The sequence below is a fragment of the Paraburkholderia caffeinitolerans genome, assembly GCF_902859945.1.
Classification (GTDB): domain Bacteria; phylum Pseudomonadota; class Gammaproteobacteria; order Burkholderiales; family Burkholderiaceae; genus Paraburkholderia; species Paraburkholderia caffeinitolerans.
In genome coordinates this window covers 1-15,120 of record NZ_CADIKL010000043.1, presented here as the reverse complement: position 1 = coordinate 15,120, position 15,120 = coordinate 1, and the positions used below count along the sequence as shown (strand labels likewise).

The window sequence follows — 15,120 nt, the reverse complement described above, 5'->3', positions numbered from 1 at the left end:
ACGAATCACGACGAGGTCATTCATGGCATTTGGCGTCATCATCATCGGTGATGAGATTCTCTCGGGTCGCCGCAGCGACAAGCATCTGCCGAAGATTATCGAGCTGCTGGGCACGCGCGGACTCGCGCTCGATTGGGCCGAATACGTTGGCGACGACCCGGCGCGAATCACGGCGACGCTCAAGCGCTCGTTTGCGTCGGGCGACATCGTGTTTTCCACGGGCGGCATCGGTGCGACGCCCGACGATCACACGCGCCAGTGCGCGGCGGCTGCGCTCGGCGTGCCGCTCGTGCTGCACCCGGACGCGGAGGCGGCGATCAGCGAGCGCATCCGCGACATGCACACGGGCGCTGATCCGATCGACTTCAATTCGCACGAGAATCAGCACCGTTTCCAGATGGGCACGTTTCCGGAGGGTTGCGAGATCATCCCGAACGGCTACAACAAGATCCCGGGCTTTTCGATTCGCGAGCACCATTTCGTGCCGGGCTTTCCGGTGATGGCCTGGCCGATGATCGAATGGGTGCTCGATACGAAGTACGCACATTTGCATCATCAGATGCCGCACGCGGAGAAGTCGCTGCTGGTGTTCGAGTTGCCGGAGTCGACGCTCACGCCGCTCATGGAGCGCATCGAGCATGATTTCCCGGGCGTGCGTGTGTTCAGTCTGCCGAGCGTGGGCGACACCGAGCGCGGCGGCGTTTATGCGCGCCGGCATATCGATCTGGGTGTGAAGGGGGAGCCGGAGGCGGTCGCCGCAGCGTTCGTGAAGTTGCGCGAAGGGGTGCATCTGCTGGGCGGCGACATCGTGGAGCCGCCCGAGCCGGTCAAGATCCAGAGCGCCGCGCCGCGCCGCTAACGGCGGCTACGGCGGGTTCGAGCGCGAGATTCGCACGATCCCCGGGCCGGTGCTCCGGGGCGTGCGAGCCCATCATCGTCGTGTCACATGGGGCGCTCAAAGTGAGCCGCCGGGCTTGTGCCGGTCAATTCCGAGCCAACCCGGCTGATTTAGCCCCATCGGGCGGCTTTGACGTCAGGCGCCCAGCCAGGGCAGGCCGCGGAAGCACCAGCCCGTGATCGTCTTGCGATGTCCTTCGCTGTTCTTGTCGCCTTCGAAGCCCTCCAGCAGGTCGTACGCGTGCGTGAAGCCGGCCTTGGCGGCTTCGATGGCCGCGAGCTTCGAGCGCGCGGCGCTGCGGCAGAGGAACAGCACGGGCGTGTCGGGATCGGCGACGCTCTTGAGCTGGGCGATGAATTCGGCGTTGGGCACGCCGCCGGGGTAGCGCGTCCATTCGACATGGGCATACTGGCCGTCGCCCACCACGGGGCGGCCGACCCAGTCGAGCTCGGCGCGCGTGCGCACGTCGACGAGCTTCGCGCGCGTATCGAGTTGCAGAAGCTCGAACGCCTCGGCGGGCGAGACCGCGCCCGCGTAGGGCAGCTGGTTCTCGGCGCGGCGCTTTTCGGCTTGGGCGTACAACTGTTCGAGCGTACTCATGACGGCAGATCTCCTATTTCTCGTGTTGGACCAAAAGATTATTCTAGCGCGCTGCATGGTGCGTGAAGCGGGCGTTGCTGGCGCGCGGATGAGCGCTGGCGGGGCGGTACGGCGTTAATGCACTACCCTGCACCGGGTTAGTATGCGCGTGCGCGGTGCGTGCGATTTGTCGCACCGGCGGTTTTGCATCGGATTGGTGCGTCGAGATTTTTATGCACCATAATGGAGTGTGTTTCGTGTGCCAAATCCGGTGATGCACTGATTTGGTGCGAACGACCGGCCAGTTTGTGGCGCCGGCACGTTTGCGGCGCGCGCCGTTTCACTTCAGGTGCGTGCCCACATTGGGTTTGCGCATGTGTGGCACAAAGCTGGCACAGAAGCTGCTTTATATGTCGCGATCGATTCACAGCGGTGTGAATCAACAGAATTGGCACGGCGGCAACGTTCGCCGAAATCGTTAATCAGGAGAAAAGGTTATGAGCAAATCCGTGGCCGACGTCATGCAACTCGTCAAGGACGAAGACGTCAAGTTTGTCGACTTCCGCTTCACGGACACGCGCGGCAAGGAGCAACACGTCTCGGTTCCGCTGTCGCACTTCGACGAAGACAAGTTCGAGTCGGGTCATGCATTTGACGGTTCGTCGATTGCTGGCTGGAAGGGCATCGAAGCCTCGGACATGCTGCTCGTCCCGGATGCGAACACGGCGTTCATCGACCCGTTCTACGAAGAGTCGACGCTCGTGCTGACCTGCGACGTGGTCGAGCCGGCGGACGGCAAGGGCTACGAGCGCGACCCGCGCTCGCTCGCCAAGCGCGCCGAAGCGTACCTGAAGAGCACGGGTCTCGGCGACACGGCCTTCTTCGGTCCGGAACCCGAGTTCTTCATTTTCGACTCGGTCCAGTGGAACACGGACATGTCGGGCACCTTCGTCAAGATCGGTTCGGACGAAGCACCGTGGTCGTCGGGGCGCGAGATGGAAGGCGGCAACCCGGGTCACCGTCCGGGCGTGAAGGGCGGCTACTTCCCGGTCGCACCGGTCGACACGTTCCAGGACATGCGTTCGGAAATGTGCCTGCTGCTCGAACAGATCGGCATTCCGGTCGAAGTGCACCACCACGAAGTGGCGGGCCAGGGCCAGAACGAAATCGGCACGAAGTTCTCGACGCTGGTTGAGCGCGCGGACTGGACGCAGCAGATGAAGTACATCATCCACAACGTCGCGCACACGTACGGCAAGACGGCCACGTTCATGCCGAAGCCGATCGTTGGCGACAACGGTTCGGGCATGCACGTTCACCAGTCGATCTGGAAGGACGGCCAGAACCTGTTCGCGGGCAACGGCTACGCAGGCCTCTCGGAATTCGCGCTGTTCTACATCGGCGGCATCATCAAGCACGCTCGCGCGCTGAACGCCATCACGAACCCGGGCACGAACTCGTACAAGCGTCTGGTTCCGCACTTCGAAGCACCGGTCAAGCTCGCCTACTCGGCACGCAACCGCTCGGCATCGATCCGTATTCCGCACGTGTCGAACCCGAAGGGCCGCCGTATCGAAACGCGCTTCCCGGATCCGCTGGCCAACCCGTACCTGTGCTTCTCGGCACTGATGATGGCGGGTCTGGACGGCGTGCAGAACAAGATCCACCCGGGCGAAGCCGCCGACAAGAACCTGTACGACCTGCCGCCGGAAGAGGATGCAAAGATCCCGACCGTTTGCGCCGGCCTCGACCAGGCTCTGGAAGCGCTCGACAAGGATCGCGAGTTCCTGACGCGCGGTGGCGTGTTCACGGATTCGATGCTCGACGCCTACCTCGAACTGAAGGAAGGCGAGCTCCAGCGCGTGCGCATGACCACGCACCCGGTCGAGTTCGAACTGTACTACTCGCTGTAATCGACGAAAGGCGCTTCGCACGTGCTTACGTGGCGAAGCGCTCGTCCGACGTCGGCAAGCATGTCAACTTCGGTCATAAAGGGACGGCGTTGCCGTCCCTTTTTCGTTGGCGTGATTGCCGCGTTGCGGTTTTTTAACGATATGGATTGAACCCGCCTGTTCGCAACATGGTGCTCAAGAATCTGATCAAGGCAAAGAAGGGCCACGCGGAGCCGCTCTCGGACGAGGCGGCGCTCGTGGAGTCGGGTCTGTTGCCCGGCTTCGAAGCGCTGCCCACCGTTGTGCTCGTGCTCGACAAGCGCACCCTGCGCGTGGCGTTCGCGAACCCCACGGCCGAGGCGATGCTCGATCTCTCGCGGCGTCAGCTCGCGCAGATGGCGTGGTCCGATCTTTTCTCCAACGCTGACGAACTGCTCGAAACGATCGCGTCGATCGCGGCGCACCGTTTTCATGCGACGCGGCTCGACGCCTCGCTCGAGCGACCGGGCCGCGAGGCGCTGCATGTGCACGCGATCGTCGGCTTTCTCGAGAGCGCGCCCGACTACGTGCTGCTCGAGCTGTTCGAAAACGAGCGTCATCTCAAGAGCGATCGCGAGGAGCGCATTCACGACCTCGCGACCGTCAACAAGCATCTGATCCGCAATCTCGCGCACGAGATCAAGAACCCGCTGGGCGGCATTCGCGGTGCGGCGCAGTTGCTCGAATTCGAGCTCGGCACGCTCGGACGCGACGAGTTGCGCGAGTACACGCAGGTCGTCATCAAGGAGTCGGACCGGTTGCAAACGCTCGTCGACCGGCTGCTCGAACCGCACCGGCATCCGCATATCGTTGGCGACGTGAACATTCACGAGGTGTGCGAGCGCGTGCGCGCCGTGATCCTCGCAGAGTTTCCGCGCGGCCTCACGATCGAGCGCGACTACGACGTGAGCGTGCCCGACCTGCGCGGCGACAAGGAGCAACTGATCCAGGCACTGCTGAACATTGTGCGCAACGCGGCGCAGGCACTGCGCGAACGGATTTCGCAAGGCGACGCGCGCATCGAACTGCGCACGCGCATCGCGCGCAAGGTCACGATTTCCAAGCGCCTGTGCAAGCTGGCACTGGACTTGCATGTCATCGATAACGGACCCGGCATTCCCGAGGAGATCCGGGACCGCATCTTCTATCCGCTCGTCTCTGGGCGCGAGGATGGCAGCGGTCTCGGGCTCACGCTTGCGCAGACATTCGTTCAGCAACACGACGGATTGATCGAAGTGGAAAGCCGGCCGGGCCATACGGAGTTTCAGATCCTGCTGCCGCTCGACAACTGATCCACCGCCATTACTTCTATCGCAAGCCACCAGGACTTCTGACCGACCTTATGAAGCCGATCTGGATAGTAGACGACGACCAATCGATACGCTGGGTGCTCGAAAAAGCCCTGGCGCGCGAGAATCTCGCGACCCGCAGCTTCTCGAACGTGCGCGACGCAGCGAGCGCCCTCGAACACGACAGCCCGCAGGTGCTTGTCTCCGACATTCGCATGCCGGGCGGCTCGGGCCTCGAATTGCTGCAGACGGTGCGCGAGCGCGTGCCGGGCCTGCCCGTGATCATCATGACCGCGTTCTCCGACCTCGACAGCGCGGTGGCCGCGTTCCAGGGCGGCGCGTTCGAGTATCTCGCCAAGCCCTTCGACGTGGCCAAGGCCGTCGAGTTGATCCGCCGCGCCGTGGACGAGAGCATGCGCGGCGAGCATCAATGGGACGAGCGGCCCGCCGAGGCTCCCGAGATGCTGGGCCAGGCGCCAGCGATGCAGGACATGTTTCGCGCCATCGGCCGCCTCTCGCATTCGGCGGCCACCGTGCTCATCACGGGCGAATCCGGCACCGGAAAGGAGTTGGTCGCGCGCGCGTTGCACCGCCATAGCCCACGCGCCAACGGTCCGTTCATTGCGCTGAACACTGCCGCGATCCCCAAGGATCTTCTGGAATCCGAACTGTTTGGCCATGAGCGCGGAGCGTTCACGGGCGCACAGGCGATGCGCCAGGGCCGCTTCGAGCAGGCCGAGAACGGCACGCTGTTTCTCGACGAAATCGGCGACATGCCGTTCGACCTGCAGACGCGTCTGTTGCGCGTGCTCTCCGATGGGCAGTTCTATCGCGTCGGTGGCCACAATCCATTGCGCGCGAACGTGCGCGTGATCGCGGCCACGCACCAGAACCTGGAAACGCGCGTGCGCCAGGGGCTGTTCCGCGAGGACTTGTATCACCGCCTCAACGTGATCCGCCTGCGCTTGCCGGCGCTGCGCGAGCGCAGCGAGGACATCCCGCTGCTCACGCGCCATTTTCTGCAGAAGAGCGCGCGCGAACTGGGCGTCGAGCCCAAGCGCGTCTCCGACGAGGCGCTGGCGTATATGTCGTCGCTGGCGTTTCCGGGCAATGTGCGCCAACTCGAAAACCTCGCGAACTGGCTCACGGTGATGGCGCCCGCGCAGACCATCGAGATCAAGGATCTGCCGCCTGATCTGGTGCCCGCGCATGCGGCGGCAATCGAGGGCGCTCACGCGGGTGCGTTGGGCGAAGCGACGGCGGCCACTATTCCGGTGGGGACGTCGCTCGCGGGTGGCGAGAGCGCGCTGACCGCGCCGGCGGGTGTCGCAGGCGCCGCTAGTTTCGCAAGCGTGCAGGGCGCAAGTGGCGGCATGCCGGGGGCGCACTCCGCGGCCAACGGCGCTGCGGCGCTGCCCATGGGCGTATGGGAGAGCGGTTTGCGCACGGAAGTCGCGCGCCTTCTGCGTGAGAACAGCGCCGGCGTCATGGACGAACTCTCGCGACGCTTCGAAGCCGCGGTGATCCGCGAAGCGCTCGACTATACGCGCGGACGCAAGGTCGAGGCCGCCGAGCGACTCGGCATCGGCCGCAACACCATCACGCGCAAGATCCAGGAACTCGACCTCGAATGAAGCGCGGCATGAGCCGTGCGCGGCGGCCGGCTGTGCCGTTGCGCACGGGCCGTCCCAAAACGGGCTGTGTGCAGGCGCAAGGCGCTTCGCGCGCGGTGGGGCATAATCGACGCTGGTTTCCCGTCGATGATCGAACATGCCCGTGACTTCCCCGTGGCCCGCCGAGGCCGATCCGTTCCTCTCCCTTGAATCGCTCGACGACCCCGCCGCCATGGCCTGGGTCGAGGCGCAGAACGCGCGCACGCGCAGTGTATGGCAAGGCGGCGAACGCTTCGAAGCATTGGAAAAGCGTCTCGCGCAGGCCTATTTGCCACGCGAGCGGCCCGTGATCCCGAGCCGCTGGCAGGAGTGGGCCTACGATCTCTGGGAAGACGAAGACAATCCGAAGGGCCTGTGGCGCCGCGCGAAGTGGGCCGACTGGCGCGCGCGCAAACCGCAGTGGCAGACGCTCATCGACTTCGATGCGCTCGGCGCGGCTGAACGCATGCCCTGGGTGTGCGCGGGCATCGACATCCTTTATCCCGACGGCGACCGCGCGCTGATCCAGCTTTCGGACGGCGGTGCCGATGCCGTCACCGTGCGCGAGTTCGACCTCGAAAGACGCGTGTTCGTCGACGGCGGTTTTGCGATCGAGAAGGAAGGCAAGCACATCATCTCGTGGATCGACCGCGATACGGTGTACGTTGGCTGGGATCACGGCAAGAAGACGCTCACGCGTTCAGGCTACCCGCGCGAAGTGCGCCGCTGGACGCGCGGCACGCGTCTCGCCGATGCACCCGTGGTGTTCCGCGGCGAGTTCGACGACATCAGCGTGGAGGGCGATTACGACCCCGTCGAGAAGCGTCATGACGTGGTGCGCAGCGTCGACTTTTTCGACTCCTTGACTTACCGACTCGACGAGCGCGACCAGTGGCAACTCTACGACGTGCCTTCGCACGTGGCAGTGGGTGCGTGGCACGGCTGGCTGATGCTCGAGCCGAGGCTCGACTGGGCGCTCGGCCAACACACGTGGGCGGGCGGCTCGCTGCTCGCCATTCGCGAAGACGCGTTCCTTGCTGGCGATCGCAACGTCACGCCGCTTTTCACGCCTACGCCGGTGACCTCCGCCTGCGACTGGAGTACTACGAAAAACGTCCTGATCGTCTCGTGGCTCGACGACGTGCAAAGCCGCACGATGCTGTGGGAGCCGCAGCAGAAAGACGGCGCGTGGGCGTGGCAATCGCGCCTTTTCCCGGCGCGCGCGAGTTCGCAGGTTGACGTCTCACCCATCGAGGACACGCTCAACGACGAAGTCTTTGTCGACGTGGACGACTATTTGCTGCCGCCCGAATATTGGCTCGCCGATCTCGCACAGCAGGACTTGCAGAACTGGGAACTGCTCGATCGCTGGCCCACGCAGTTCGATGCCGCGCCGCTGGCCGTGATCCGCTCGCACGCGCGCTCATCGGACGGCACGATGGTGCCGTTCACCGTGGTTGGTCCGCGCGCCGCGCTCGAGGGTGGGGCGCGCAAGCCGTTGCCGTGCTTGCTGACGGGTTATGGCGGCTTTGCGATCGCGCTCACGCCGCAGTATCTGGTCGGCTCGGGCATTGGCTGGCTGGAGCAGGGCGGCATCGTCGCCATCGCCCATATTCGCGGCGGCGGCGAGTATGGCACCGCCTGGCACGTGGACGCGCAACGCGAGCATCGGCAGCGCTCGTTCGACGACTTCATCGCGGTGTCGGAGCAACTGGTGGCGGAGGGTTACACGAGCGCGGCGCAACTGGGCATCAAGGGTGGCAGCAACGGTGGCTTGCTGGTTGGCGCGTGCATGGTGCAGCGTCCGGAACTGTTCGGCGCGGTGGTGTGCGAAGTGCCGCTGCTCGACATGCAGCGCTATCCACTGCTGCACGCGGGGGCGTCGTGGATGGACGAATACGGCGATCCTGAGGATTCCGAAGAAGGGCGGGCGCTTGCCGAATACTCGCCGTATCAGCGCGTGAAGGCTGGCGTCGCGTATCCGAGCGTGCTTTTCACGACGTCGACCAGCGATGACCGCGTGCATCCCGCGCACGCGCGCAAGATGGTCGCGCGCATGCAGGAGCAGGGGCACGCGAAGGTCTGGTATCTGGAGAACACCGAAGGCGGCCACGGGCCGGGCAGCGATTCGCTCGAACGCGCGCAATACGATGCGGTCGTGTACCGCTTTTTGTGGACCACGCTCGGCGGAGCGTGGTGAGCGGCGCGGGCTGCGTGCCTGCGCCCGAAGGGCAGGATTGGAGCGCTCAGTCCGCGATCTTCAGGTCGGCCACGACGGGCGTGTGGTCCGAAGGTTGCTCCCATTTGCGCGGCACCTTGTCGATCTCGCACGACACGAGCAACGGCGTGAGCGTGGGCGAGAGCAGAATGTGGTCGATGCGCACGCCCGCGTTGCGGCGGAACGCGAACATGCGATAGTCCCACCACGTGAACATCTTTTCGGGCTGCTCGAACTGGCGGTACGCGTCGACGAAACCGAGCGCGATGAGGCGCTGGAATTGCGCGCGCTCTTCGGGCGAGACGAGGTTCTGGCCCTCCCAGGCCTTGGGGTCGTGCACGTCGCGGTCTTCCGGCGCGATGTTGTAATCGCCGAGCAGCGCGAGCTGAGGATGCCGCCCCATCTCTGCGCCGAGCCAGTCGTGCATCGCATCGAGCCAGCTCAGCTTGTAGGCGAACTTTTCGGTGCCGGGCGCCTGGCCGTTGGGGAAATACGCACTGACGATGCGCACGCCGTCTACGGTGGCAGCAATCACGCGCTGCTGGGGATCTTCGAAGCCGGGGATGTTGCGCACGACCGTGGCCTCGTCGACGGCAAGGCCCTCGCGCACGAGAATGGCCACGCCGTTATAAGTCTTCTGGCCCGCGAACCAGCTGCGATAGCCTTGAGCCTCGAGTTCTGCGCGCGGGAACTTGTCGTCGGTGAGCTTCAGCTCCTGGAGGCAGAGCACGTCGACCTTGCTCTGCCCGAGCCAGTCGATGACATGCTGCAGACGAACCTTCAGGGAATTCACATTCCAGGTGGCGATTTTCATGAATGGATGAACGGTGGATCGGCGAAATACCGAATCATAACGCCCGATGACACGGGGCGGGCCGCCGCCGCGCCACGGCGTTCATCGGCTCACCATTCTTCGATCCACGGCCGCAGATCCATTTCGTGCGTCCACGCGTCTTTTGGCTGCTGGTGCAGCGTCCAATAGGCGTCGGCGATGTGCTCGGGATTCAGTATTCCGTCGCGTTCCTTGAGCTTGTAGCGCTCCGGGAAATTCTCGCGAATGAATGCCGTATCGATTGCGCCATCGACGATGATTTGCGCGACGTGAATGCCCTGCGGGCCAAGCTCGCGCGCCATCGATTGCGCGAGCGCGCGCAGCGCATGCTTGGCGCCCGCGAATGCGGAAAAGCCCGCGCGCCCACGCAGGCTCGCGGTCGCGCCCGTGAAGAAGATCGAGCCGCGAGCGCGTGGCAGCATGACCTTGGCTGCTTCGCGTCCCATCAGGAAACCCGCGAAACAGGCCATTTCCCATACCTTTTGATAAACGCGCGCCGTGGTCTCGGTAACGTCGAAGCGCACGTTCGCTCCGATATTAAAGATCGCGGCCTCGATGGGTGCGATGTTCGCTTCGATTTCGGCAAAGAGCGCGATCGTGTCTTCTTCGTTGCGCGCATCCGTACCGAATGCGTGCGCGATGCCGCCTTCGGCTTCGATCTGCGCGACGAGCGGCGCGAGTTTGTCGGCCTGGCGACGCGTCACACAGGCGATATAGCCCTCGCGTGCGAAGCGGCGCGCAATCGCGCCGCCCGTGGCGTCGCCCGCGCCAATCACGAGCACGGCTTTCTTTGGGGTCATGGTGTTTGTCTCCTTGTATTGTTCATCGGCATGGACGAATATGCATCAACACATTGCACGCACACGTGAAGGAGCCACAATGAGCGCGGTGAACGTCCAGTTTCTTTTCGATTTTGGCAGTCCTAACGCTTATCTGAGCCACAAGGTGATTCCGTCCATCGAGACGCGACAGGGCGTGCGTTTCGAATACGTGCCGATCCTGCTCGGCGGACTCTTCAAGCTGACCGGCAACCGCTCGCCGGTCGAGACCACCGCGCACATCGAGAACAAGCGCAGGTACATGATGCTGGAGATCCAGCGCTTCGTCGAAAAACACGGGCTCGCGGCGTATCGCATGAATCCGCACTTTCCCGTGAACACGCTGCAATTGATGCGTGGCGCGGTCGCGGCACAGCAGGAGGGCACGGAGGGGATGTTCGAGCGCTACGTCGATCGCATGTTCGCGCACATGTGGGAAGACGGCTTGAAGCTCGACGACTCGCAGGTGTTGCGCGCCACGCTGGAGGCGGATGGGTTCGACGCGGCGCGCTTCGAAACGGCGATGGGCGAAGCGAGCGTCAAGGGCGCGCTGCTCGCGAACACTCAGGCCGCGTATGAGCGCGGCGCGTTCGGTGCGCCGACTTTCTTCGTCGGTGAGGAAATATTCTTCGGCAAGGACCGCTTGCGCGACGTCGAAGAGGAGATTGCGCGTGTGAAGGCGTCCACGTAAATGCGGGCGCGCCTGATGCGATATGAGCGAAGCGCGTGCGCTTCGCGAGTGGGTGTGGGGAGCGCCGGTGTGGGCCATGCGTTCCCCCTGTTTCTACGTTGTCGTGGCCTAGGCTAGCGCCGCGGCTTCGACATTCTCGTTCGCCACGCCCAGGCGTTCGCGCGCGGCTTCGTACTCACGCTTCAGGCGCGCGATCAATTCGGCAGCGGGCACGACGTTCTTGACCGCGCCGATGCCTTGGCCTGCGCCCCAGATGTCCTTCCACGGCTTCACGCGGGTCGAGCCGAAGTTCATCGCCGACGGGTCGGATTGCGGCAGCGCATCGGGATCCAGGCCGCTTGCCACGATGCTCGAGCGCAGATAGTTGCCGTGCACGCCGGTGAAGAGATTCGAGTAGACGATATCGGCCGCGCCGCTTTCGACGATCATCTGCTTGTAGGCGTCAACCGCATTCGCCTCATCGGTGGCGATGAAAGCCGAGCCGACATACGCGAGGTCCGCGCCGGCGGCCTGCGCCGCGAGAATTGCGTTGCCGTTGCCGATTGCGCCCGAGAGCAGCAGCGGGCCGTCGAACCATTCGCGAATCTCGTGGATGAGTGCGAACGGCGAGAGCGTGCCTGCATGGCCGCCTGCGCCGGCAGCGACGGCGATCAGGCCGTCCGCGCCTTTCTCAATGGCTTTCTTTGCGAACGTGTTGTTGATCACGTCGTGCAGGACGATGCCGCCCCAGCCATGAATAGCCTGATTCACGTCCGCGCGCGCGCCCAGCGACGTGATGACGATGGGCACCTTGTACTCGGCGCACACGCCCAGATCGTGCTGGAGGCGGTCGTTCGACTTGTGGACGATCTGATTCACCGCGAACGGCGCAGCGGGCCGATCGGGATGCTTCGCGTTGTATTCGGCGAGCTCGGTCGTGATGCGGTCGAGCCATTCGCCCAGCACGTGCTCGGGCCGCGCGTTCAGCGCGGGGAACGAGCCGACCACGCCCGCCTTGCACTGCGCGATCACGAGATTGGGGTTCGAAATGATGAAAAGCGGCGAGCCGACGACGGGAATCGAGAGGCCGCGTCGCAGGACGGCGGGCAGGGCCATGTGTATCTCCTGGTCGATGGAAGCGCGCGTATGAGCGCCGGGTTCCATCTCGTGCAAAGCTGAATGAGGGCGGCGGCCGGATTGGGGCGCCGCCGGGTTGTTCACGTTGTGCGCCCGTGCTGGAGGGCAACAGGGTTAAACATAGCAAACCGGCGGGCACTATGCAACTAGTTGCATAGTGCCCGCATTCAGGGGCGAACCGGTCAGGATCGAACCGGTCACTGGAAAACCGGGGCGGCATCGCAGGGGCCTGGTTTAGAATCGCCTCATGTCGACCCCACACGCCATCCTGATTGCCCTGCTGGAAAAGCCGTCGTCCGGCTACGACCTCGCCCGGCGCTTCGACCGGGCGATTGGCTATTTCTGGCAGGCCACGCACCAGCAGATCTACCGCGAGCTTGGCCGCATGGTGGCGGCCGGTTGGGTCGCGGTCCTGGAGGAGGACGACGCACACTCCAGCACCACGCGCAGGAAGGTTTACCGCGTGCTTCCGGTAGGCCGCGAGGAGGTCGTGCGCTGGGTGCGCGAAACGCGCCTGGGCCACGATGACCGCAACCTGTTCTTGCTGAAGCTGCGCGCCGATGCCGTGATTGGCCCGCTTGGACTGGGCGAGGAGTTGCCGCGGTTCGTCGAAGAAGCGCGTGCACGCCTCGAGACCTATCGTGCGATCGAGCAGCGCGATTTCGGTGCGCCGGTCCTCACGCGCGGGCAGCAGTTGCAGTATGCGATTCTTAAGGCCGGGATACGCACGCAGGAATCGTGGATCGAATGGGCCGAGGAACTCAGGCCGCTTCTGGACCAGGGGGATGCGTAACATCCAGTGTAGTGGGCATTGCAAGTAAATTTGGATTCCGAATCAATTTCGATGTGTCGACGTGGGCAAGGGCGCCGGCGATATTAGTGGTTGGAAATTAACTGTTGACGTAACCGCGGGCCATGCCTATAATAGTTTTCTCTGACGGACGCGGGGTGGAGCAGTCTGGCAGCTCGTCGGGCTCATAACCCGAAGGTCGTAGGTTCAAATCCTACCCCCGCAACCAAAGCCCAGTAGGGCTTTGCGAGATTTAGCACTTTTCAGGCAAGTCCTTCTTTTTGTGTTTTTGGGCACTATTTGGACAAAGCCCGCGCGAATCTCGCCAAACCCGTCGCAAGCGCAAGCCCGCCTTCCAGCGGGCTTTTTGCTTTTCCGGGCCTGTGACGGCTTCGCGCCTCACCCCTCCCGACCGAAGCACGAACCCGCCCGAGCGGCACCACGGACCCGAATTCCAGCGAGCGGCCCGGTATCATGGCGCACCCGCTTACAATCGAAGCACCCCTACTCCTGTAATCCGGTATGCGATTGCTTATAGCAATGGATTTGGTTGCTGACGCGGACTCCCTGGCACGTCAGCTTCTCGCAAGCCTTGGATACGAGCCAAAGCCACACGATACGGCTATGGACCGCTTCGCTTTGCTGTACACGCGAGCTGAACGGACGATTCCGCCCGTGCCTTACGATGTGCGTCTGTCTGCGGAGATTCAGCAGAACCCCAAGTACCAGACGCGCCGAAAAGCCTTCGATGAGATTGTGTCGCGACTACGGAAAGGAGAGAGTGTCCGGCCTTACCTTTCAAAGCTAGCCGTGCGTGCCGCGTTTCAAGACACGCTTTTGCTGACGTGGGGCATACACCATTTGCACCTCAACAGCATCGACACCATGAACGAGCACGGCTTTGTTACGCGCAAATATGGAACGTCTGACCTCCTGCTTCTGCGCATCAAAGACCAGACGGCCTACCTGATTGACATCGTTTCACACGGCGAACCGGAGCTTTTTGATAACCCGCGATTGCTCGAAATCGTGGACCGTAACTGGCCGGACCTTCACTTTTCTAACAAGTTGGTGACGGGAGCGGCCTTCAGCCCCGAACAGGTGAAGAACCTTCGTTCAAACCATGCGAACTTCGCAATTCAGGTCAATGGACGAACCGTGATGCCCACCTTGGGAATTATGGCGTCAGGCGTTCCAGTAGAGGTTTGGGGATGGTATCGGGCGTTCCAGGTTCAACTGCGCAATGTAGAGGCTGACGTTCGCCGCCGCTTCTACGAGTACTTTCCCCACGGCATCGCGTCGTCTCGCGGCCTGTCTGCGTTTCAAGACGTGCGTCTGGTCCGCATCGAACCTGATTTTTTTGTTCTCCAGTTACGCGAAACGCTGCACATCTGTAACGTGCAGCGCGTCACAGCGTAACAACGGGAGCGTTCGGCATAGACCGACCCGCGAGAGCGGTACGGCGGGGCGGATTTCAGGTCCGACAACGCGTTTCCCGCCATCTTTTCCACGACCCGCGCAGCGAATGACAGAACGTTTCGTTTGCGCGGGCGTGAAGCAACGTGACGGTTTGCCGTCCTTCAGTTTCCGCTTCCGTCAGCTTGACGAGCAATTGACGGTAAAGCCTGCCAAGGCCCGCCACATCCGTCTTCACCTTGTCGCCCGCGATGACCATGTAAAGCGTGCGGAACGCACGGATACGCCCATAAGTGAGCGCGACCTTTTCCGGTAGTTCAACGCCAAGAAGACCGAGTTTCGGCACGGCACTTTCATAAATCGAATCGCGGGGCAATTCGATGTCCGCGACGCGGATTGCCTTGCCTGCTTCGGCCTGTTCGGCAAGCCATGTCACGTTTCGCGTCAGTTCCTCTATCGCTATCGCGTATGAACCGAGTTCACCCGCGATGGCGCTTGCAAGCGCAGACCCATCGCGGAAGCGCTCGAAGTCTTTCGCAATGAAGTTAGCGATGACCGCGACAATGACGCTACCCGTGAAGGTAAAGAATGGCCCCCAAAAACCGCTCCAGAATCCGTCCATCTGATAGCCCCCGCTATTGAGCTTCCTTCAGTTTTTTGAGCGCGAACTGTGCGTTTTCGACATCGACAAAGGCGGCCTGTGTGGATTCGCGCGCTTTCGAAACGACATCTTGCAAGTTGTCATCGTTGCGATTGAGTTGGTCGCGCGCTTGGCTGATATTGACCTGCTCCCCGCGATTAGTACGCTGACGGTGTAGAGTCCGTTCCGACAAGGAGCGGTCATGAAGAAGCGATTCACCGAAGAACAGATTATTGGCGTGCTGAAGGAA

Annotated in this window: 14 protein-coding genes and 1 tRNA gene; 9 read left to right on the top strand and 6 right to left on the bottom strand. The window is 63.0% G+C overall.

Annotated elements, in window-relative coordinates; translation table 11 throughout:
* Window positions 1-22: 22 nt before the first annotated feature.
* Window positions 23-859 (top strand): competence/damage-inducible protein A, encoded by an 837-nt coding sequence (locus tag HV773_RS29865; protein WP_129561747.1) that lies wholly within the window; start codon window positions 23-25, stop codon window positions 857-859.
* Between the two features lie 174 nt (window positions 860-1,033).
* Here the strand turns inward: HV773_RS29865 and HV773_RS29860 are convergent, their stop codons facing one another.
* Window positions 1,034-1,498, bottom strand: a complete 465-nt coding sequence (locus HV773_RS29860; protein WP_129561748.1) for a rhodanese-like domain-containing protein — start codon at window positions 1,496-1,498, stop codon at window positions 1,034-1,036.
* A 476-nt stretch (window positions 1,499-1,974) separates the two neighbouring features.
* Here HV773_RS29860 and glnA point away from each other — a divergent pair, with 476 nt between their 5' ends.
* The 4 genes from glnA to HV773_RS29840 all read left to right on the top strand — a co-directional run bounded on the left by glnA (window position 1,975) and on the right by HV773_RS29840 (window position 8,549).
* Window positions 1,975-3,390 (top strand): type I glutamate--ammonia ligase, encoded by a 1,416-nt coding sequence (gene glnA / locus HV773_RS29855; RefSeq protein WP_129561749.1) that lies wholly within the window; start codon window positions 1,975-1,977, stop codon window positions 3,388-3,390.
* Between the two features lie 167 nt (window positions 3,391-3,557).
* Window positions 3,558-4,700: a nitrogen regulation protein NR(II) gene (glnL, locus tag HV773_RS29850; RefSeq protein ID WP_129563310.1), complete on the top strand. Its 1,143-nt coding sequence runs from the start codon at window positions 3,558-3,560 to the stop codon at window positions 4,698-4,700.
* 50 nt (window positions 4,701-4,750) lie between these two features.
* Window positions 4,751-6,331 carry a nitrogen regulation protein NR(I) gene (gene ntrC, locus HV773_RS29845; RefSeq protein WP_129561750.1) on the top strand — a complete coding sequence of 527 codons (1,581 nt, stop codon included), beginning with the start codon at window positions 4,751-4,753 and terminating at the stop codon, window positions 6,329-6,331.
* Between the two features lie 136 nt (window positions 6,332-6,467).
* On the top strand, window positions 6,468-8,549 hold the full coding sequence (locus tag HV773_RS29840; protein WP_129561751.1) for a prolyl oligopeptidase family serine peptidase: 2,082 nt from the start codon (window positions 6,468-6,470) through the stop codon (window positions 8,547-8,549).
* A gap of 46 nt (window positions 8,550-8,595) precedes the next feature.
* Here the strand turns inward: HV773_RS29840 and xth are convergent, their stop codons facing one another.
* Together xth and HV773_RS29830 are read right to left on the bottom strand one after the other, a co-directional pair.
* Window positions 8,596-9,381, bottom strand: a complete 786-nt coding sequence (xth, locus tag HV773_RS29835; RefSeq protein WP_129561752.1) for an exodeoxyribonuclease III — start codon at window positions 9,379-9,381, stop codon at window positions 8,596-8,598.
* Window positions 9,382-9,470: 89 nt separating this feature from the next.
* Window positions 9,471-10,199 (bottom strand): SDR family oxidoreductase, encoded by a 729-nt coding sequence (locus HV773_RS29830; RefSeq protein ID WP_129561753.1) that lies wholly within the window; start codon window positions 10,197-10,199, stop codon window positions 9,471-9,473.
* A gap of 79 nt (window positions 10,200-10,278) precedes the next feature.
* On the opposite strand from HV773_RS29830, the gene HV773_RS29825 reads away from it, so the two are divergent.
* Window positions 10,279-10,908: a 2-hydroxychromene-2-carboxylate isomerase gene (locus HV773_RS29825; protein ID WP_129561754.1), complete on the top strand. Its 630-nt coding sequence runs from the start codon at window positions 10,279-10,281 to the stop codon at window positions 10,906-10,908.
* Window positions 10,909-11,016: 108 nt separating this feature from the next.
* On the opposite strand, the gene HV773_RS29820 is transcribed toward HV773_RS29825, so the two are convergent.
* Window positions 11,017-12,003: an NAD(P)H-dependent flavin oxidoreductase gene (locus HV773_RS29820; RefSeq protein WP_129561755.1), complete on the bottom strand. Its 987-nt coding sequence runs from the start codon at window positions 12,001-12,003 to the stop codon at window positions 11,017-11,019.
* A 268-nt stretch (window positions 12,004-12,271) separates the two neighbouring features.
* Here HV773_RS29820 and HV773_RS29815 point away from each other — a divergent pair, with 268 nt between their 5' ends.
* From HV773_RS29815 to HV773_RS29805, 3 genes are all read left to right on the top strand, one after another.
* On the top strand, window positions 12,272-12,817 hold the full coding sequence (locus tag HV773_RS29815; RefSeq protein WP_129561756.1) for a PadR family transcriptional regulator: 546 nt from the start codon (window positions 12,272-12,274) through the stop codon (window positions 12,815-12,817).
* A gap of 149 nt (window positions 12,818-12,966) precedes the next feature.
* Window positions 12,967-13,043, top strand: a tRNA-Met gene (locus HV773_RS29810).
* A gap of 395 nt (window positions 13,044-13,438) precedes the next feature.
* The gene (locus HV773_RS29805) at window positions 13,439-14,233 is read left to right on the top strand and encodes a hypothetical protein (RefSeq protein WP_129561757.1); all 795 of its coding nucleotides are present in this window, start codon (window positions 13,439-13,441) and stop codon (window positions 14,231-14,233) included.
* Window positions 14,234-14,288: 55 nt separating this feature from the next.
* Here the strand turns inward: HV773_RS29805 and HV773_RS29800 are convergent, their stop codons facing one another.
* Complete coding sequence (locus tag HV773_RS29800; protein WP_129561758.1) at window positions 14,289-14,852, bottom strand: hypothetical protein; 564 nt, start codon at window positions 14,850-14,852, stop codon at window positions 14,289-14,291.
* 13 nt (window positions 14,853-14,865) lie between these two features.
* Window positions 14,866-15,120, bottom strand: a 255-nt coding sequence (locus HV773_RS29795) for a hypothetical protein (protein WP_175197695.1), incomplete at its 5' end; no start/stop codon positions are given.